The sequence below is a fragment of the Curtobacterium sp. MCLR17_007 genome (assembly GCF_003234655.2).
Taxonomy (GTDB): Bacteria; Actinomycetota; Actinomycetes; order Actinomycetales; family Microbacteriaceae; genus Curtobacterium.
Window position 1 is genome coordinate 2,507,163 of sequence record NZ_CP126271.1, and the last position, 18,375, is coordinate 2,525,537.

General features: G+C 71.1%; 15 protein-coding genes and 1 pseudogene. 11 read left to right on the forward strand and 5 right to left on the reverse strand.

Annotation, left to right across the window (positions count from 1 at the left end):
• Positions 1-98 precede the first annotated feature (98 nt).
• Both DEJ13_RS11830 and ptsP read right to left on the reverse strand, forming a co-directional pair.
• A complete protein-coding gene (locus DEJ13_RS11830) occupies positions 99-1,655 on the reverse strand; it encodes a PTS mannitol transporter subunit IIBC (RefSeq protein ID WP_111106579.1) in 1,557 nt (518 codons plus the stop codon).
• Between the two features lie 62 nt (positions 1,656-1,717).
• Positions 1,718-3,373 carry a phosphoenolpyruvate--protein phosphotransferase gene (ptsP, locus tag DEJ13_RS11835; protein ID WP_111106578.1) on the reverse strand — a complete coding sequence of 552 codons (1,656 nt, stop codon included), beginning with the start codon at positions 3,371-3,373 and terminating at the stop codon, positions 1,718-1,720.
• A 255-nt stretch (positions 3,374-3,628) separates the two neighbouring features.
• Between ptsP and DEJ13_RS11840 the strand changes: the two genes are divergently transcribed.
• From DEJ13_RS11840 to DEJ13_RS11885, 10 genes and pseudogenes are all read left to right on the forward strand, one after another.
• A complete protein-coding gene (locus DEJ13_RS11840; RefSeq protein ID WP_056118659.1) occupies positions 3,629-4,399 on the forward strand; it encodes a DeoR/GlpR family DNA-binding transcription regulator in 771 nt (256 codons plus the stop codon).
• Between the two features lie 70 nt (positions 4,400-4,469).
• Complete coding sequence (locus DEJ13_RS11845) at positions 4,470-4,742, forward strand: HPr family phosphocarrier protein (protein ID WP_111106577.1); 273 nt, start codon at positions 4,470-4,472, stop codon at positions 4,740-4,742.
• Between the two features lie 182 nt (positions 4,743-4,924).
• Positions 4,925-5,767, forward strand: coding sequence for an exodeoxyribonuclease III (locus DEJ13_RS11850; protein ID WP_056118668.1), 843 nt, complete (start codon positions 4,925-4,927; stop codon positions 5,765-5,767).
• A 40-nt stretch (positions 5,768-5,807) separates the two neighbouring features.
• Positions 5,808-6,818 (forward strand): tryptophan--tRNA ligase, encoded by a 1,011-nt coding sequence (gene trpS / locus DEJ13_RS11855; RefSeq protein ID WP_111106576.1) that lies wholly within the window; start codon positions 5,808-5,810, stop codon positions 6,816-6,818.
• A gap of 1 nt (position 6,819) precedes the next feature.
• Positions 6,820-7,425 carry a GNAT family N-acetyltransferase gene (locus tag DEJ13_RS11860; RefSeq protein ID WP_181436991.1) on the forward strand — a complete coding sequence of 202 codons (606 nt, stop codon included), beginning with the start codon at positions 6,820-6,822 and terminating at the stop codon, positions 7,423-7,425.
• A gap of 44 nt (positions 7,426-7,469) precedes the next feature.
• Positions 7,470-8,525: a bifunctional diaminohydroxyphosphoribosylaminopyrimidine deaminase/5-amino-6-(5-phosphoribosylamino)uracil reductase RibD gene (gene ribD, locus DEJ13_RS11865; protein WP_056118678.1), complete on the forward strand. Its 1,056-nt coding sequence runs from the start codon at positions 7,470-7,472 to the stop codon at positions 8,523-8,525.
• Positions 8,526-8,539: 14 nt separating this feature from the next.
• Positions 8,540-9,178: pseudogene (ribA, locus tag DEJ13_RS11870) on the forward strand (GTP cyclohydrolase II); the annotation flags it as partial.
• Between the two features lie 190 nt (positions 9,179-9,368).
• Positions 9,369-10,787 (forward strand): MFS transporter, encoded by a 1,419-nt coding sequence (locus DEJ13_RS11875; RefSeq protein WP_111106574.1) that lies wholly within the window; start codon positions 9,369-9,371, stop codon positions 10,785-10,787.
• 274 nt (positions 10,788-11,061) lie between these two features.
• Positions 11,062-11,277, forward strand: a complete 216-nt coding sequence (locus DEJ13_RS11880; protein ID WP_056118685.1) for a hypothetical protein — start codon at positions 11,062-11,064, stop codon at positions 11,275-11,277.
• A gap of 6 nt (positions 11,278-11,283) precedes the next feature.
• Positions 11,284-13,164 (forward strand): ABC transporter ATP-binding protein, encoded by a 1,881-nt coding sequence (locus DEJ13_RS11885; RefSeq protein WP_111106573.1) that lies wholly within the window; start codon positions 11,284-11,286, stop codon positions 13,162-13,164.
• A gap of 25 nt (positions 13,165-13,189) precedes the next feature.
• Here DEJ13_RS11885 and DEJ13_RS11890 read toward each other — a convergent pair whose 3' ends face one another.
• The 3 genes from DEJ13_RS11890 to DEJ13_RS11900 form a co-directional block, all read right to left on the reverse strand.
• Entirely contained in the window at positions 13,190-13,810 is a 621-nt protein-coding gene (locus tag DEJ13_RS11890; protein WP_111106572.1) for an isochorismatase family protein, read from the reverse strand.
• A 41-nt stretch (positions 13,811-13,851) separates the two neighbouring features.
• Positions 13,852-15,354, reverse strand: coding sequence for a D-alanyl-D-alanine carboxypeptidase/D-alanyl-D-alanine endopeptidase (gene dacB / locus DEJ13_RS11895; RefSeq protein ID WP_111106571.1), 1,503 nt, complete (start codon positions 15,352-15,354; stop codon positions 13,852-13,854).
• A 73-nt stretch (positions 15,355-15,427) separates the two neighbouring features.
• Entirely contained in the window at positions 15,428-16,423 is a 996-nt protein-coding gene (locus tag DEJ13_RS11900; RefSeq protein ID WP_111106570.1) for a Gfo/Idh/MocA family protein, read from the reverse strand.
• 151 nt (positions 16,424-16,574) lie between these two features.
• Between DEJ13_RS11900 and DEJ13_RS11905 the strand changes: the two genes are divergently transcribed.
• Positions 16,575-18,254, forward strand: coding sequence for an HAD family acid phosphatase (locus tag DEJ13_RS11905; protein ID WP_111106569.1), 1,680 nt, complete (start codon positions 16,575-16,577; stop codon positions 18,252-18,254).
• Positions 18,255-18,375: the final 121 nt, after the last annotated feature.

Sequence of the window (18,375 nt, forward strand, 5' to 3'; positions counted from 1 at the left end):
GGGTTCTCCTTCGTTCGTGGATCGTGATGACGAGAGGGGACGGTCGCCCGTCCCCTCTCCATCGTGCTCTCGTTGACTGGTCGTCGGACCAGCGGTCGTTACTGGTTCTTCAGCTGCTCGACGACCTGGTCGTACTGCGGTGCGTTCATGAAGTTGCCGACCGACACGTGCTGTGCGTTCGGGTTCTTCTGCTTCGCGCGGTCCGTCAGTTCCTCCTGCGTGATGATGAGGTCCTCGTCACCCGTCAGGTTCGCGATGGCCTTGTTGACGACGGTGACGCCCTCGATGCCGGCCTTCTTCACCTTGTTGCGCAGGACGCTGGCGCCCATCGCGCTGGAGCCCATGCCGGCGTCGCAGGCGAACACCACGTTCTGCACGCGGGTGGCCGTCGCGGTACTGGCCGAGCCGACGCCGCCGAGGGACGCCTCGGCCTCTTCCTCGTTGGCGGGCGAGTTGTTGCCGAGCAGGCCGGCGGTCGCGGCGTTGACGTCGCGGCCCTTGTTCGCCTGCAGCTTGGCCATCGCGGCGCTCATGTCGCCGCCGCCGTTCGCCAGGTCGCGCTTGCGGGTCGTGATGAGGAAGAACGACGCGACGGCGAAGGACACCGCGGCCGACAGCACCACGGACAGGATGACGCCGAGGAAGCTGTTGCGCTCCGTGGCGCCGAGCACCGCGAAGATCGAACCCGGCGACGCAGGCGCGACCAGACCGGACTTGAACGCGACGTTCGTGGCGACACCGGTCGCACCACCGAGGATGACGGCGATGAACAGGACCGGCTTCTGCAGCACGTACGGGAAGTAGATCTCGTGGATGCCGCCGAAGAACTGGATGATGATCGCGCCGGGAGCGGTCGAGCGGGCGATGCCGACACCGAAGAAGGTGAAGGCGAGCAGGATGCCGAGGCCGGGGCCGGGGTTCGCCTCGAGCAGGAAGAGGATGCTCTTGCCGGACTCCTGGACCTGCTGCGCGCCGAGCTGGTCGAGCACGCCGTGGTTGATGGCGTTGTTGAGGAAGAACACCTTGGCGGGCTCGATGATGATGCTCGCGACGGGCAGCAGCGAGTGCTGCACGAGGAAGTTCACGGCGTCGCCGAGGCCCTCGGCGATGAGCTTGAACAGCGGCGCGAGCCAGAAGAACCCGATCATCGCGAGCACGAAGCCGAGGATGCCGGCCGCGTAGTTGTTGACGAGCATCTCGAAGCCCGGCTTGATCTTGCCGTCCCAGATCTTGTCGATCTGCTTGATCAGGTACGCGCCGAGCGGCCCGCAGATCATCGCACCGAGGATCATCGTGGTGCCCGAGGCCCCGACGATGACGCCCATGGTCATGATCGAGCCGACGACCGCGCCGCGGGTCTCGTAGACCATCCGGCCGCCCTGGATCGCGATCGCGAGCGGGATCAGGTAGGTCAGGATCGGGCCGACGAGCCCGGGGTTGGCGACCCCGGCGGTCTCACCGAAGCCACCGAGGACGCCGACGGGCGTCCAGCCGGTCTGGATGAAGAACGCGGTGATGATGCCCCACGCGATGAAGATCGCGATGTTGGGCATGACCATGCCGGAGAGGAACGTGCCGAACTTCTGGACGGCGACGCGTGCGCCTCCCCGCGACTTCGCGGGAGCGTCAGGCGCTGCAACGGACGACGTTGTCATGTGCGATGACTTTCTGTGTGGTGGTGCTGCTGCGTGGAGGGTGACGGGTTGTGGAGCAGGGGCTAGACGGCGTGCGCGGCCGCCGCAGCGGACTTGGCAGCCGCCGCAGTGGACGCGGCGAGTGCCGCCCGGGCCATCTCGCGGGCTTCGTCGAGCGTGTGCCTGCCGAGTTCGGCGCGCACGTCGGCGAGGGCCGCGGGGGTCATGGAGAGGGTGGTGGCGCCGAGGCCGACCAGGACGACGGCGAGCAGCGGGTCGGCCGCGGCCTCGCCGCAGATGCCGACCCCCTTGCCCGCATCGGCACCGGCGCTGCCGAGCTGCGCGACGAGGCGCAGGACGGCCGGGTGCCACGGGTCCTGGTAGGACGCGACGGTGCCGAGCATGCGGTCGGCAGCCATCGTGTACTGCGTCAGGTCGTTCGTGCCGATCGACACGAAGTCGGCGGACTGGAAGACCTGTTCGGCCATGAGCGCGAGCGAGGGGACCTCGGCCATCACGCCCGCGGTGCGGATCCCGAGCTCGCGGGCCAGGTCGACGAAGTACTCGGTCTCCTCGGCGTCGGCGACCATCGGCGCCATCACCCACAGGTCCGCTTCGGTCTCGGCATCGGCCTGGGCGAGGGCGGTGAGCTGGTCGCGCAGCACCTCGGGGTGGTTCCGGAGCGCGCGGAGCCCACGACGGCCGAGCGCCGGGTTCTCCTCGTCCTTGTCGGTGAGGAACGGCAGCGGCTTGTCTGCGCCCGCGTCGAGCGCCCGGACGACGACCTTCTTGCCGGGGAACGCGGCGAGGAGCTGGCGGTAGGACTCCTGCTGCTCGGCCACCGTCGGTGCCTTCGGCGAGTCGAGGAAGAGGAACTCGGTGCGGAAGAGCCCCACGCCCTCCGCACCGAGAGCAACGGCGCCCGCGGCGTCGGCGGGGCTGCCGAGGTTCGCCAGGAGCGGCACGAGGTGGCCGTCGGACAGGGCACCGGCGGTGAGCGGTGCGGCTGCGGCGGCGAGGCGGTCGGCGATGCGCTGGTCGACGTCGGCGACGAGCTCCGGCGAGGGGTCGGTCACGACGGTGCCGGCCGCGGCGTCGACGACGACGTGGGTGCCGTCGGACAGGTCGTCCGCGCCGGCCACCCCGACGATCGCGGTGATGCCCTTGGCACGGGCGAGGATCGCCGTGTGCGAGGTCGGGCCGCCGTCGCGGGTGACGAGTGCGAGGACCTTGTCGAGGTCGAGGAGTGCAGTGTCCGCCGGCGCGAGGTCACGGGCGACGAGCACGAACGGGGTGTCCGACTCGGGGACACCGGGGGCGTGCACGCCGCGGAGCTTGGCGATGATGCGCTGGGCGACGTCGTCGAGGTCGGTCGCCCGCTCCCCCATGTACCCACCGATCGAGACGAGCAGGTCGCGGAACTGGCCGAACGCCTCGAACACGGCGCGCTCGGCGTTGGTGCCGCCGTCGATGCGGGCGTGCACGTCGTCGAGCAGCGTCGGGTCCTGCGCCATGAGCGCCTGGGCCTCGAGCACGGCCTGGGCATCGCCACCGGCGAGCTGCCCGCGCTTGTTGAGGTCCTCGGCCACCGCGGCGAGCGCCGCGTGCACGGCCTGCTTGGCGTCGTCCGCCGAGCCCTCGAGTGCCGCCGTCGACGGTTCGCCGAGCGGGTCCGCCATGCGGAGCACGGGGCCGTGGGCGACGCCACGGCCGACGCCGGTTCCGAGCAGTTCGGGCATTCGAGACTCCTTCATCTCACGCGCGCTTGCGGTGGGGTGGTTCGGTTCGGTGCTGCGCACACGAAGCGGACCACGTCCGTGCGGCTGTGGAGCACACTACATCGATCCGCGTTGACAAACAAACACATCCGGGGATAAAAATACACAAACAGATGCCCGTTTCCGTCTGGGGTCACCCCCACTCCGGGTCTCCTCCGGCGGAATCTGCCCGTCCGTGTCCGTTCCGCCCCGATCCGAGCCCGACGACGAGGTCCCATGTACGCACCAGAGCGCCACCAGCGCATCGTCGACCAGGCGCGTGCCGCTGGCCGGGTCGACGTCAAGGACCTCGCCGAGCTCCTCGAGGTGACCCCGGAGACCATCCGTCGCGACCTCACCTCGCTCGAGCGCCGCGGACTCGTCCGCCGCGCACACGGCGGTGCCATCCCGGTCGAGCGCATCACGCTGCACCCCGGGGTCGGCGACCGCGGCGGCATCAACCAGACCGAGAAGATGGTCATCGCCGAGGCCGCACTCGAGGAGCTCCCCGAGAACGGCTCGATCATGATCGACGCGGGCACGTCGACGATCTGCCTGGCCGAGATGCTGCCGACCGACCGCGGGCTGACGGTGGTCACCCACTCGCTGCCGGTCGCGATGGCGGTGGCGAACCGCGCGGGCATCGACCTGCACCTGCTCGGTGGCAACATCCGCAGCGACTCGCTCGCCGGCGTCGGCACCTGGACGCACCAGCTGATCGGGATGGTCAGCGTCGACGTCGCGTTCATCAGCATCAACGGCATCACCCCCGAGCGCGGCCTGACGACCCACAACATGGCCGAGGCCGCGGTCAAGTCCGCGATGATCAAGTCCGCGCGCCGGAGCATCCTGCTGGCGGACCACACGAAGTTCGGTCGCGAGGAGTTCGGCCGCGTCGCACCCCTGGCCGCGATCGACACGATCATCACCGACCCCGGCGTGAACCTCGACCTGGTCCGCGAGGTCGAGGCCGCCGGCACCGAGGTGTTCTGGCCCGGCCGTCCCTGACCGTTCCGTCCGACCCACCCCCGGCCGCTCGCTACCATGAGCGCACCACCCATCGACGAGGAGTCAATCGATGTCCGAAGCCACCCGCACCGTCACCGTCGCCAGCGGATCCGGGCTGCACGCCCGCCCGGCGTCCCTGTTCGTCCAGACCGTCACCGCGTCGGGCCACCAGGTCACGATCGCCAAGGGCGACAAGTCCGCGAACGCCGGTAGCATCCTCGGCCTGCTCGGCCTGGGCGTCGAGAACGGCGACGAGGTCACGCTGACGGTGTCCGGCGACGACGCCGAGACCACCGCGGACAGCCTGGTCGAGTTCCTGAAGACGGACCACGACGCGGCCTGACCGCGACCGTCGCGTCCTCGACGCGACCACCAGACGGACGGGAGGCCCGTGGCTGCGCAGCCACGGGCCTCCCGCGCGCGCTCCGCATGTTGCAACGCGCCAGCGGCGCGCGGCGCCAGCGCCGGCCGAGCCTGCGAGGTCGGTCGTCCTGCACGTCCCACCCCGCCGATAAGGTGGTCGGCATGACCCGCCTGCGCCTCGCATCCGTCAACGTGAACGGCGTCCGCGCCGCCTTCCGCAAGGGCATGGGCGACTGGCTGGCCACGCGTGACGTCGACGTGCTGGCGCTGCAAGAGGTGCGCGCGTCGACCGACGACCTGACCGGGCTGCTCGGCGACGAGTGGGACGTCGTGCACGACCCCGCATCGGCCAAGGGCCGCGCCGGGGTCGCCATCGCGTCGAAGCACCGGGCGCACATCCACCGCGTCGAGCTCGGCCCGTCGGAGTTCGACTCCGCCGGTCGCTGGCTCGAAGCGGACTACGAGATCGGCGGCACCCTCGTGACGGTGGTGTCGACGTACGTGCACTCGGGCGAGGTCGGCACCGACAAGCAGGAGCAGAAGTGGCAGTTCCTCGACGCCATGACCGAGCGGCTGCCCGCTCTGCGCGCCCACAACCCGCTCGCGGTCGTCGTCGGTGACCTGAACGTCGGGCACGACGAGCGTGACATCAAGAACTGGAAGGGCAACGTCAAGCGTGCCGGCTTCCTGCCGCGGGAGCGCGCGTACTTCAGCCGCTTCTTCGGCGCCGAGGGCACCGACGTCACCGGGGCTGACGACTCCACCGGCCCCGGTCTCGGGTGGGTCGACGTCGGTCGCGACCAGGCGGGCGACGTCGACGGTCCGTACACGTGGTGGTCCTGGCGCGGCCAGGCCTTCGACAACGACTCCGGCTGGCGCATCGACTACCAGATGGCCACGCCCGAGCTCGCGGCGAAGGTCCGTTCGTACACGGTCGACCGCGCCGACGCGTACGACCAGCGATGGTCCGACCACGCCCCCGTGGTCGTCGACTACGAACTCTGACTCCCCCACCTCCCAGCACGTCACGTACAGGACCCGCACCATGACCAAGACCCGCATCTTCTCGGGCATCCAGCCGTCCGCCGGCTCGCTCCACCTCGGCAACTACATCGGGGCGCTCATGCAGTGGCGCGACCTGCAGGACGAGCACGACGCGATCTACTGCGTCGTCGACATGCACGCCATCACCTCGCCGCAGGACCCGGCGGAACTCCGCGCGAGCACCCGGGCGACCGCGGCGCAGTACATCGCCTCGGGCATCGACCCGTCGAAGTCCACCCTGTTCGTGCAGTCCCACGTGCCGGCGCACGCCGAGCTCGCCTGGGTCCTCAACACGCTGACGGGCTTCGGCGAGGCCAGCCGGATGACGCAGTTCAAGGACAAGTCCGCGCGCCAGGGTGCCGAGGCGGCGTCGGTGGGCCTGTTCACCTACCCCGTGCTGATGGCGGCGGACATCCTGCTCTACGACACCGCCGTGGTGCCGGTCGGCGACGACCAGCGCCAGCACGTCGAACTCACCCGCGACCTGGCCAACCGCTTCAACTCCCGGTTCGGCGAGACCTTCGTCGTGCCGACCGCGCAGATCGGCACCGAGACCGCACGCATCTACGACCTGCAGGACCCCACGAGCAAGATGAGCAAGTCCGCCGCGTCGGACAACGGTCTCGTCCGCCTGCTCGACGACCCGAAGCGCACGGCCAAGAAGATCCGCTCCGCGGTGACCGACACCGAGCGCGAGATCCGGGCCGACCGTGCCGCCAAGCCCGGGGTGACGAACCTGCTGGCGATCCTGTCGGCGTTCACGCGCACGCCGGTCGCGTCGCTCGAGGACGCGTTCGCGGGCAAGGGCTACGGCGACCTCAAGGCCGAGGTGGCGGACGCCGTCGTCGCCGAGATCGAGCCGGTGCGCGCGCGCACGCACGAGCTCCTCGACGACCCGGCCGAGCTCGACCGACTGCTCGCCGTCGGTGCCGACCGCGCGTCCGCGATCGCCGAGGACACCCTCGCCCGGGTGTACGACCGCATCGGCTTCGTGCCGCGCGGTCGTCGCTGACGTGCTGCCCGTCACGCTGCGCTCGGAGCGGGTGCTGCTCGAGGTCCCGACGCGCGCGGACACCGTCGCGATCACCGAGGGCTGCCAGGACCCCGAGGTCGTCCGCTGGACCACGATCCCCACGCCGTACCGGCCGCAGGACGCGAACGCCTTCGTCGACGCGCTCGTCGGCCCCGGCTGGGCGTCCGACCGCGAGTACACCTGGGCGATCCGGCGACCGGGCTCGACGTGGCTCGACGGCGTGGTCTCGTGGCGCACCGAGCGGCGCGACCTCGGGTTCTGGCTCGCGCCGTCGGCACGGGGCCGTGGCCTGGTGCACGAGGCGGTGTCGCTCGTCGTCGACTGGGCGTTCGACCGCGGGGCGCCCGACGTGTCGTGGGAGTGCTACGTCGGCAACACGGCGTCGGCCGCCGTCGCCCGTCGCGCCGGCTTCGCCTACACCGGCACCGGCGACGCCGACATCCCCAGCCGCGACGGCGGCCCCACGCCGGCGTGGAAGGGGCTGCTCCGTGCCGACGGGGTGCCCGCGTCGGACCTGCCCTGGCCGGCCGAGTCGTACGGCGCCGGGCGTCCAGAGGCCGGTCGCGCCGGTAGTCTCGGTCCGTGAACGAGCGAACGTCGTCAGGGGCGTCCGCGACCGAGGTCCAGGCCATGCGCCGTGGTCTCGAGCTCGCGGCCCAGGGACCCGTCGTGGGCGACCACGCCCGGGTCGGTGCCGTCGTGCTCGCTCCGGACGGCACCACGCTGGCCGAGGGCTGGCACCGCGGTGCCGGCACACCCCATGCCGAGGTCGACGCGATGTCGCGGCTCACGCCGGACCAGCTCCGGGGTGCGACCGTCGTCGTCACCCTCGAACCGTGCGACCACACCGGCCGGACCGGGCCCTGCTCGGTGGCGCTCATCGAGGCCGGTGTCGGTCGGGTCGTGTACGCGATCGACGACCCCGGTCCGCAGGCGCACGGCGGTGCCGACCGACTCCGCGCGGCCGGCGTCGACGTCGTGTCCGGCGTGCTCGCCGACCAGGCGTCCGCCTTCCTCGAGCGCTGGCTGCTGTCGGTCCGCCGGGGGCGCCCGTGGGTGACCGTGAAGTGGGCGTCGAGCCTCGACGGCCGCACCGCCGCGGCGGACGGCACGAGCCGGTGGATCACCGGCGCGGCCGCCCGGCAGCACGTGCACGAGCAGCGCGCCGCGCACGACGCGATCCTGGTCGGGACCGGCACCGTCCTGGCGGACGACCCGTCGCTGACCGCGCGGGGTGACGCCGGCGAGTTCCTGGCCGACCAGCCGCTGCCCGTCGTGCTCGGCGACCGTGCCGTGCCCGGCGACGCCGCCGTCCGCGCACACCCGCGCGGGCTGGTGCACCTGCCCGGCCACGACCTCCACGTCGCGCTGGGCTCGCTGGCGGACCGGGGCGTCCGCACGGTGTTCGTCGAGGGTGGCCCCACCGTCGCGTCCGCCTTCATCGCGGCTGGACTCGTCGACGAGGTCCTCGTCTACCTGGCCCCGGTGCTGCTCGGCGGTCCGCGTGTTGCACTTTCCGACATCGGCGTGGGAAGCATGAACCAGCGTCTGCGGTTGGACGTACTATCGACCACCAGCCTCGGCCCCGACCTGCTGGTGCGTGCACGACCCGTCCGTGTCGACTCCCGCCGACACCACGACGAGCACGCTGACGACGGGGCCCGTACCGACCGGAGCACCCCATGACCGACGCACTGACCTCTCCCGTCCCGGGCAGCCCGGTCCGGTTCGAAGTCGCCACGAACGTCCCGACGACCCACGGCACCTTCGAGATGCGCGCCTACCGTGACCTGGTCACCGGGGCCGAGCACGTCGCCGTCATCGGTCTGACACCTGACGGCGACGCTCCCGTCGACGGCGCCCTCGTCCGCGTGCACTCGGAGTGCCTGACGGGCGAGGCCTTCGGGTCGCTCAAGTGCGAGTGCGGTCCGCAGCTCGACGCCGCCCTCGACACGATTGCGGCCGAGGGCGGCGTGGTCGTCTACCTGCGCGGGCACGAGGGCCGCGGCATCGGTCTCGTGAACAAGCTCAAGGCGTACCGCCTGCAAGAGGACGGCCTGGACACGCTCGACGCCAACCTGGCGCTCGGGCTGCCGGCGGACTCGCGGGCGTACGGCGGCGCAGCCGGCATCCTCGCCGACCTCGGCATCCACCGCGTGCGACTGCTGTCGAACAACCCGGAGAAGCAGCGTCAGCTCGAAGAGCACGGCATCGCGGTCGACACCCTCGTGCCGCTCGTCGTCGGCATCTCCGTGCAGAACGCCGGGTACCTCGACACCAAGCGCGACCGGATGGGCCACCAGCTCCCCGAGCACCTGGAAGCCGGCGCACACCAGTAGCCACCGGCACCGGCAGACCCTCGGCGGATTCGCAGGTCCACGACATCCGTCGTACACTGGGCCTCCCCGTCACGAGCGGCCCACCACCACCCGAACGCACCCGACCGAGCAGCCGCCCACCTCGCGGCCCGGTCCGAGTCCGCCGTTCGCGCCCTCTGCGTCCCACGACGCTCTCCTCGGAGTCGCCCGCATGTCCGCCACCTCGGCTGCCCCCGCACCCACCCAGAAGACCAACCCGCGCTCCCGCGTCGTCGTCGCGAGCCTGATCGGCACCTCGATCGAGTTCTACGACTTCTACGTCTACGCGACCGCCGCGGTGCTCGTCTTCCCGACGCTCTTCTTCCCGAACGAGGACCCGACCGCGTCGCAGCTGTCCTCGTTCGTCACGTTCGCCCTCGCGTTCTTCGCCCGACCGGTCGGGTCGGTCCTCTTCGGCCACTTCGGTGACCGCATCGGCCGCAAGACCACGCTCGTCGCGTCGCTGCTGGTCATGGGGACCGCGACGTTCCTGATCGGCTGCCTGCCGACGTTCGACTCGATCGGCATCTGGGCGCCCGTCCTGCTCGCGGTGATGCGTTTCGCCCAGGGTGTCGGCCTCGGCGGCGAGTGGTCCGGTGCCGCGCTCCTGGCGACCGAGAACGCCCCCGAGGGCAAGCGGGGTGTCTTCGGGTCGATGCCCCAGCTCGGCGCGCCGATCGGCTTCCTGCTCGCCAACGGCCTGTTCATCGCGATCAACGCCGCGATGCCGGCCGGCGCGGACGGCACGCCGAACCCGGACTTCCAGGCGTGGGGCTGGCGCCTGCCGTTCCTGCTCTCCGCCGTGCTCGTGCTCGTCGGCCTGTACGTCCGGTTCCGCCTGGTCGAGTCGACCGTGTTCCGCGGGGTGCAGGAGTCCGGCACCGTCGCGAAGGTGCCGCTCGGCCGGGTGTTCCGCACCTCGTGGAAGGCGCTCATCGTCGGCACCTTCGGCATGGTCGCCACGTACGTGCTGTTCTACTTCATGACGACGTTCACGCTGTCGTACGGCACGACGGGGTCCACCGCCTCGGCGCTCGTCCCGAAGGTCGGGCTCGGCTACTCGCGCGGCGAGTTCCTCACCCTGCTCATGATCGGCGTGGTGTTCTTCGGCATCTTCACCCCGATCGCCGGCATGCTCGCCGACCGGTTCGGGCGTCGTCGCACGCTCATCCCGACCACGATCGGCATCGCGCTGTTCGGCCTGACGTTCCAGTTCTGGTTCGCCGCCTCGACCGGACCGATCACCGTCGTGACGTTCCTGATCGTCGGTCTGTCGCTGATGGGCCTGACGTTCGGCCCGATGGGTGCGCTGCTGCCGGAGCTCTTCCCGACGAACGTCCGGTACACGGGCTCCGCGCTGGCCTACAACGTCGCCTCGATCCTGGGCGCCTCGCTGGCGCCGACCATCGCCCTGGCGCTGTGGAAGCCGGACGGCGACATCTTCCTCGTCGGGCTCTACCTGACCATCGCAGCCGTGGTCACCCTCGTCGCGCTCCTGCTCGTCCGGGAGACCCGCGGCACCGACTGGAGCGCGGCCGACGCGGGCGCCGTGCGGAGCGCCGAGCCGACGGACGCGAGCCGCAGGCCGTAGTCCGGACCTCCGAACGGACGGGAGGCCCGGTGCCAGCTGGCACCGGGCCTCCCGTCCGTCTCGGTGCGGCCCGTACCCGAGGAACGACAGGAGCGACGTCGCACGACAGCGACGATGTCGCACGAGTGGCACCTGGCGCACGGAGTGCCGCCGAGACGACAGACCCGCAGTCGTACGACATCGACGATGTCGTTCGGCGTCGGCACCCCTGCGGCCCGGCCTGCGCGTCAACTCAGGTTGACGCGTGTCGGCACGTCAATGTAGGTTGACGGGCATGGACCGGCCGACCATCACGCACCTCGCCGCGGGGGCCAGCGGGGACGACCCGTTCGACGCCCTGGCCAGCGTGCGCGAGCTCCGGCGCGAGCTCGACCGGACCGAGGAACTCGCCGCCCGGCGGGCCCGGAACGCCGGTGCGTCGTGGCAGGAGATCGCCACGCTCCTCGGCGTCAGCCGCCAGGCAGTGCACAAGAAGTACGGCAGAAACTAGGACACGATGAGCCTCCCCTTCGCCCGCCCCAAGAAGACCGACGGCCCCCGCGCCACGTTCGGCCGGCTGCTGTCGTACCTGTTCGAGAACAAGCCCGCGATGGTCGTCATCATCGTGCTCAGCGTCCTGGGTGCGGGCGCGTCCCTGGCGCAGCCGCTGCTCGTGAACCAGGTGATCACGGCGGTGCAGCACGGCAACACGCTGAGCATGCTCGTGTGGTTGCTGGTCGGGCTCGTCATCGTCTCCGGGCTGCTCAACGGCATCCAGCACTTCCTGCTGCAGCGCGCCGGTGAGGGCGTCGTGCTCTCCACCCGCCGCAAGCTCATCGCGCGCATCCTGAACCTGCCGATCTCCGAGTTCGACACGCGCCGCACCGGTGACCTGGTGTCCCGGGTCGGCAGCGACACGACCCTGCTGCGGGCCGTGCTGACCCAGGGCCTCATCGAGTCGATCGGCGGCTCGCTCACCTTCATCGGCGCGATCATCGCGATGGCGGTCATCGACCCGCTGCTGCTCGGCATCACCCTCGCCATCGTCCTGGTCGCCATCGTCGTCGTCGGCGGTCTGAGCCGCCGGATCCGCGTCGCGTCGAAGCGTGCGCAGGAGAAGGTCGGCGACCTCACCGCGGCCGTCGAGCGGGGCATCGGTGCCGTCCGCACCATCCGCGCCGCCGGTGCCACGGAGCGCGAGGTCACCGAGGTCGACACCCACGCCACCGAGGCGTACCGCCGCGGTCTCGACATCGCGAAGATGTCCGCGTTCGTCGTCCCCGTCGCGAGCATCGTGATGCAGGTCGCGTTCATCGCCGTCCTCGGCGTCGGCGGAGCCCAGGTCGCCGCAGGCACGATCACCATCGCCACGCTCATCACGTTCATCCTGCTGCTCTTCATGATGATCATGCCGCTCGGCCAGGCCATGGGCGCGGCAGTCGCCGTCGCCCAGGCGCTCGGCGCGCTCGGCCGGATCGAGGAGATCCTGCACCTGCCCACCGAGGACCAGGACGACGCGGCCGTCCGCCCCAGCGCCGCGATCGCGACCGACGACGCGATCACGTTCGAACACGTCACGTTCCGGTACGCCCGGTCCGCTGACGCGTCCGGTCCCGACGGCGCGGTCGCGTCCGGTCCGGACGGCGCGGTCGCGTCCGGTGACCGTTCCGGCTCCCCAGCAGGCCGCGCCCCGGTCGTCGACGCGGCCGACGCCGAGCAGGCGGTGCTGCACGACGTCTCCTTCCGGGTCCCCCGCGGCTCGCGTGTCGCTCTCGTGGGTCCGTCCGGTGCCGGCAAGTCGACGACCCTCGCCCTGATCGAGCGCTTCTACGACCCGACCGACGGGGTGATCCGTCTCGGTGGCATCGACGTCCGTGGCCTCGACCGTGACGAGCTCCGTGCCCAGATCGGGTACGTCGAACAGGACGCCCCCGTGCTGGCCGGCACCATCCGCGCGAACCTGCTGCTCGGGTCGCCGAACGCATCCGAGGACGACTGCGTCCGCGTGCTCGAGGCCGTGAACCTCGGTGACGTCCTGCACCGCGACCCCCGCGGGCTCGACGCCCAGGTGGGCGAGGACGGTGTGATGCTCTCCGGTGGCGAGCGCCAGCGCCTGGCGATCGCCCGTGCGCTGCTCGCCGCTCCCCCGATCCTGCTGCTCGACGAGTCGACCTCGTCGCTCGACGGTGTCAACGAGCAGAAGATGCGTCTGGCGATCGACGCCGTCGCCGAGGACCGCACCCTGCTCGTCATCGCGCACCGGCTGTCGACGGTGGTGGACTCGGACGTCATCGTGGTGCTCGAGCACGGGCGCGTCGTCGGGGTCGGGACGCACTCCGAGCTCGTTGAGTCGACCCCGCTGTACCGCGACCTGGCGAAGCACCAGCTCCTGGTCTGAGGCGGGGCCGCCTGCGCGGTCTCCGTCAGACCTGCGCTCCCCCGGGCCGCCCGATGCCCTCGTCCATGTCGCTCTGGTCCACGTGTCCACCGGCGTCGGCGATCTCCGCCAGCGCCGTGGCGCTCCGGCCCGGGTCGACGCCGACGACCAGGTCGCGGAGGACGACGACGTCGAGCCCCGCGCGCAGGCCGTCCTGCGCGGTGGCCCGGACGCAGTGGTCGGTCGCGATGCCGACGATCGCGATCTCGTGGACCGCGCGGTCGAACAGCACGTCAGCGAGGTCCTGACCGGTGTCGGTGGTCCCCTCGAACGCCGAGTACGCCGGCTCGCCCTGGCCCTTCATCACGTGCACGTCGATCGGCGCCGTGTCGAGCTCGGGGTGGTAGTCCGCCCCCGGCGTGCCGGCGACGCAGTGCACGGGCCAGGTGGTGACGAAGTCCGGTTCGACACCGACGGCGAAGTGCCCGCCGTTGTCGTCGTCACCGTGGTGCCAGTCGCGCGACCCCACGATCAGGTCGTACTCGTCGCCGTGTCGGGCGAGGAACGCGGAGATGCGGCCGGCGAGTGCCTGTCCTCCGGTGACGCCCAGCGCCCCGCCCTCGGTGAAGTCGTTCTGCACGTCCACGACGATGAGTGCCCGGGTCATGCACCCATCCAACACCGCCCGCCGTGCCGGACAGTCGGGGGTCAGCTGTTCGTGAGCCTGTTCCCACAGGTGTACGCGGCCGCCGTCACGGCGTCGAGCGCCGGCAGCGCCGCGGCCCGCGACGACCCGATCGCGTAGAACGCGAAGGTCAGCTTCGTGCCGTCGGCGGCGTCGATGTAGCCGCCGAGGGTGTTGGCACTGTCGATCCACCCGGTCTTCGCGTGCACCTTGCCCCGCGCCACGGCGTTCGCCCCGGTGAAGCGGCTGGACAGCGTGCCGGACTGTCCGGAGACGGGGAGCGACTGCGCCAGGGTGTCGAGGCCCTTCGCACCCGCCGCCACCTGCACCATGAGGTGCGCGACGAAGTCCGGCGACACCGCGTTCGCAGCGCTCTCGCCCGAGCCGTCCTTGATCACGATGCCCGACGGGTCGACCCCGTACGACGACAACGCCTTCTGGTACACGCTCGTCAGCGACGCAGCGGAGCCGCCTGCGCCGGACTCGCGCGAGGAGATGCGGGCGAGCATCTCGGCGAGGGTGTTGTCCGAGTTCGGGATCATCTGCCCGATCAGGGTGGAGACGGGCTGCGAGTCCACCTGGGCGATCGTGGACTGGCTGGTGGTCGCACGCTTGACGATCTGCGCGCTGCCGGCACCGACGACACCGGCGTTCGCGAGGGCGGTGCGGAAGGCGGCACCAGCACGACCCACCGGGTCCTCGGAGCGCGGCGAGGTCGCGGCGCCGGGGTTCGCCCGGTCACCGTCGACCATGAGCGCCGTGACCTCGGGCTGGTACCCGATCGTCCGCTCGCTGACCGGCCAGGTCGGGTCCCAGGCGTCGGCGTCGTTCCAGTAGGTGTCGTCGGTGACGATGGTCGTGACGGGTGTGTCGCCGAGCTTGGCCTTCACCTGCTGCGCGAGCTGGCCGAGGGTCGGGGCGCCGGGGTAGACGGTCGCGCCGCCCGCGGACAGCGTGGCGTCACCGTGGCCGACGATCGCGATCGCCCCGTTGCCCTCGTCCGTGACCGTCGTGGGGATGGTGTGGCCGCCGCCGAGGACCGCGAGTGCCGTCGCCGTCGTCAGGGTCTTCATCACGCTGCCGGTCTGGGCAGCGGTGTCGCCCTTCCGCGAGAACAACATCTCGCCGGTGGCGGCGTTCATCACGTACCCCTCGAAGTCGCCGAGGCCGGAGGCCGACGCGGCAGTCGCGATCGAGCACGTCCGCAGCGCGCTGGGTCCCGGGGCATCAGCCGGGACCGTCCGCGGCGGGACGGTGGCCGAGGCCGAGGGTGACGGCGCGGCCGAGGCGCTCGTCCGCGCGCTCGGGCTCGTCGACGCCGACGCGACCGCCGCCCGTGAGGAAGTGGGCGCCGTGGCCGATGCGACCGCGACCGCTCCGCCGGACCCGAGCACGAGCACGGCGGCCAGACCACCGATCACCCAGGGCACGGGCTTGCGGGCGATCGATGCACGGATCGCGGCGAAGGCCCCGCTCAGCCGTGCGGGCACGGACGGACGGTCGGGTTCGGACGGTTGCTCGGACATCGCAAGCGATCCTACGGAACTGCGGCAGGAGCCTCCAGACCGGTTCCTGCGGTCTCCGGCCCGGCTGCCGACGTCACCGCGCGGCGGCGGCCTCGTCCGCGGCGTAGCGGACGCCGACCTGGCGCCGTGCCTCGTCCATCGCGCGCATCACGGCGATGGTGCCCTCGGGCGTCATGGCCGTGGCCTCGTGGTCCCCGGACGCGATCATCGCCTCGAACGCGCGCACCTCGTGCACGTAGCCGGCGAGTTCCTCGCGGCCGTCGAACTCCTCCACGACCTCGCCGTCGCGGTCCCGGATCCGCCAGGTCGTCGGGGTGTACCAGGTCGCGTCGAGGTCGATCCGGCCGTCGTCGCCGATCACGGACGCCGTGTTCGGGCTCCGCACGTCGAGGGCGAAGTGCACGAGTGACTGCGCGCCGCCGTCGTGGGTCATCACGATGCCCATCTGCGTGTCGACGCCCTGGTCGCTGAGCGTGCCCGCTGCGGCCACGGCAGTCGGTGCACCGAGCACGTCGATCGCGAACGAGATCGGGTAGACGCCGAGGTCGAGGATCGCGCCGCCGCCGAGCGCCGGGTCGTTGAGGCGGTGCGACGGGTCGCTCGGCAGGGCCTGGTGGTGCGACGCCTCGACGATGCGGGGCCGGCCGATGCGCCCCTCGGCGATCACCTGTCGGAGCATGGTCATCTGCGGCAGGAAGCGTGTCCACATCGCCTCCATGACGACGACACCGCGCGCGCGGGCCGCGTCGACGACCCGCTGGGCCTCGTCCGCCGTGATGGTGAAGGCCTTCTCCACGAGCACGTGCTTGCCCGCCTCGATCGCGAGCAGCGTGTCCTCGGCGTGGCGGGAGTGCGGTGTCGCCACGTAGACGGCGTCGACCTCGGGGTCGGCGACGAGGTCCGCGTAGCTGCCGTGCGCGCGCGGGATACCGAACTCGGTGGCGAAGGACTGCGCGCTCTCGCGCGTGCGACTGCCCACCGCGACGAACACCACCCCCGCACGAGCGCAGTCGCCGACGAAGGACCGGGCGATGCCGCCCGTCCCGATGACTCCCCATCGAACGGTCATGCGGCATGTCTACCAGGTGGCCCTCCACAGCCACGCCCGGTGCGGGACGTCGTCCACATCATCGCGGACCAGTGGACTACCCGGCTGACTGCCAGCTAGCGTGCTCCTGCGTCCCCCGCTCGGGGGTCGACAACCGAAGATCAGGAAACCCATGCGCCGTATCGCGTCCACGTCCCGGTTCCTCTCCGTCGCGGCTGTCGGGGCCGTGCTCGTGATCACCTCGACCGTCGTCGGGGGCGCTCCCGCGTCGGCACACGGCTGGGGTCCACCCGGTCACGGCGCCGACCCGGACGCCGGACTCACCCCACGCACGTCGTTCACGATGGCGCCGGACGGGTCCTCGGGCGCCACGCAGGGCGGTGAGGGCATCCCCAACATCGACTCCGACAAGAAGACGATCGCGACCTACTACGGCGACCCCGGTACGGGTCTGGCCGACCGGACCGACTCGCCGTACATCCGCGAGGTGCGCGCGATCGTCGACCGACAGACACGGCAGCTCCGACAGATTCACGACCGCGCGGTCCGGCACGGTGAGAAGCCGGCGATCGTGCTCGATGCCGACGACACCACGCTGTGGACCTACGACATGGAGGTCGCCGACATGCACTTCGTCTTCGACCCGGCCGAACAGGACGCCTGGGTCCAGGACCAGCGCTTCCCGGCCGTCCCGTCGATGGTCGGCTTCGTGAACACCGCGTCGAGCATGGGGTTCACGGTCTTCGGGCTGACCGGACGCAACGACGACCAGAAGGCCGCCACCCTCGCGAACCTGACGAAGGTCGGCTACCAGGGGTTCACGTCGGACGACTTCTTCACGAAGTGGACCGGCAAGGGCGACAGCACCCAGCCCGCCTGGATCACGTGTGCGACGACGTCCTGCACGACGGTCGAGTACAAGGCGCAGACGCGCAGGCACATCGAGCAGGACCTCGGGTACGACATCGCGCTCAACGTCGGCGACCAGTGGAGCGACCTGCAGGGCGGGTTCGCGGACCGCTCGGTCAAGCTGCCGAACCCGACCTACTACCTCCCCTCGACGAACCTGCCCGGAGTGTCGGAGCCACGGCTCGCGCCGCGCACCCGGTTCACCATGGCCGCTGACGGCTCCTCGGGCACGACCCAGGGTGGCGAGGGGATCCCGAACATCGACTCGGTCAAGAAGACGATCGCCACGTACTACGGCGATCCCGGCACGGGCATCGCGGACAAGACCGACTCCCCGTACATCCGCGAGATGCGGTCGATCGTCGCCCGTCAGGCGCCGGTCATCGCCGCGCAGTGCGTCGTCGCCCGGCACCAGCACCGGAACCCGGCGATCGTCCTCGACGCCGACGACACCACGCTGTGGACGTACGACATGGAGGTCGCCGACATGCACTTCGTCTTCGACCCCGCCGAACAGGACGTCTGGGTCCAGGACCAGCGCTTCCCCGCCACCCCCTCCATGACCTCGCTGGCCGGGGTCGCGCAGCGCGCCGGGTGCACGGTGATCGGGCTGACCGGGCGCAACGACGACCAGAAGGCCGCGACGATCGCGAACCTGCAGAAGGTGGGCTACCCACAGATCACCGCCGACCAGCGCGGGACCCAGACCTACTACACGAAGTGGACGGGCATCGGCGCCTCCCAGCAGCCTGCGTACATCACGTGCGCGTCCGCGAAGTGCACCACGGTCGAGTACAAGGCACAGACGCGGGCGCACATCGAGACACCGAGCGGGGGACGGTACGACATCGTCGCGAACGTGGGTGACCAGTACAGCGACCTGCTGGGCGGCTCGGCCGACCGGGCGGTGAAGCTGCCGAACCCCACGTACTACCTGCCGTGAGCGCGTAGCGTCGCAACGACCAGGGGGTCGTACCGGCCTGGAGGCCCGTGGCAGACCGCCACGGGCCTCCAGTCCGGCCCCGGTCCGGTCAGGAGCCACGGCACGGCACCCGGCCGGTTCC

Coding starts and splice junctions, on each gene's coding strand:
- DEJ13_RS11905 (WP_111106569.1), top strand. CDS start 16,575: ATGCGCCGTATCGCGTCCACGTCCCGGTTCCTCTCCGTCGCGGCTGTC.
- DEJ13_RS11845 (WP_111106577.1), top strand. CDS start 4,470: ATGTCCGAAGCCACCCGCACCGTCACCGTCGCCAGCGGATCCGGGCTG.
- DEJ13_RS11885 (WP_111106573.1), top strand. CDS start 11,284: ATGAGCCTCCCCTTCGCCCGCCCCAAGAAGACCGACGGCCCCCGCGCC.
- trpS (WP_111106576.1), top strand. CDS start 5,808: ATGACCAAGACCCGCATCTTCTCGGGCATCCAGCCGTCCGCCGGCTCG.
- dacB (WP_111106571.1), bottom strand. CDS start 15,354: ATGTCCGAGCAACCGTCCGAACCCGACCGTCCGTCCGTGCCCGCACGG.
- ribD (WP_056118678.1), top strand. CDS start 7,470: ATGCGCCGTGGTCTCGAGCTCGCGGCCCAGGGACCCGTCGTGGGCGAC.
- ptsP (WP_111106578.1), bottom strand. CDS start 3,373: ATGCCCGAACTGCTCGGAACCGGCGTCGGCCGTGGCGTCGCCCACGGC.
- DEJ13_RS11830 (WP_111106579.1), bottom strand. CDS start 1,655: ATGACAACGTCGTCCGTTGCAGCGCCTGACGCTCCCGCGAAGTCGCGG.
- DEJ13_RS11900 (WP_111106570.1), bottom strand. CDS start 16,423: ATGACCGTTCGATGGGGAGTCATCGGGACGGGCGGCATCGCCCGGTCC.
- DEJ13_RS11880 (WP_056118685.1), top strand. CDS start 11,062: ATGGACCGGCCGACCATCACGCACCTCGCCGCGGGGGCCAGCGGGGAC.
- DEJ13_RS11875 (WP_111106574.1), top strand. CDS start 9,369: ATGTCCGCCACCTCGGCTGCCCCCGCACCCACCCAGAAGACCAACCCG.
- DEJ13_RS11840 (WP_056118659.1), top strand. CDS start 3,629: ATGTACGCACCAGAGCGCCACCAGCGCATCGTCGACCAGGCGCGTGCC.
- DEJ13_RS11850 (WP_056118668.1), top strand. CDS start 4,925: ATGACCCGCCTGCGCCTCGCATCCGTCAACGTGAACGGCGTCCGCGCC.
- DEJ13_RS11890 (WP_111106572.1), bottom strand. CDS start 13,810: ATGACCCGGGCACTCATCGTCGTGGACGTGCAGAACGACTTCACCGAG.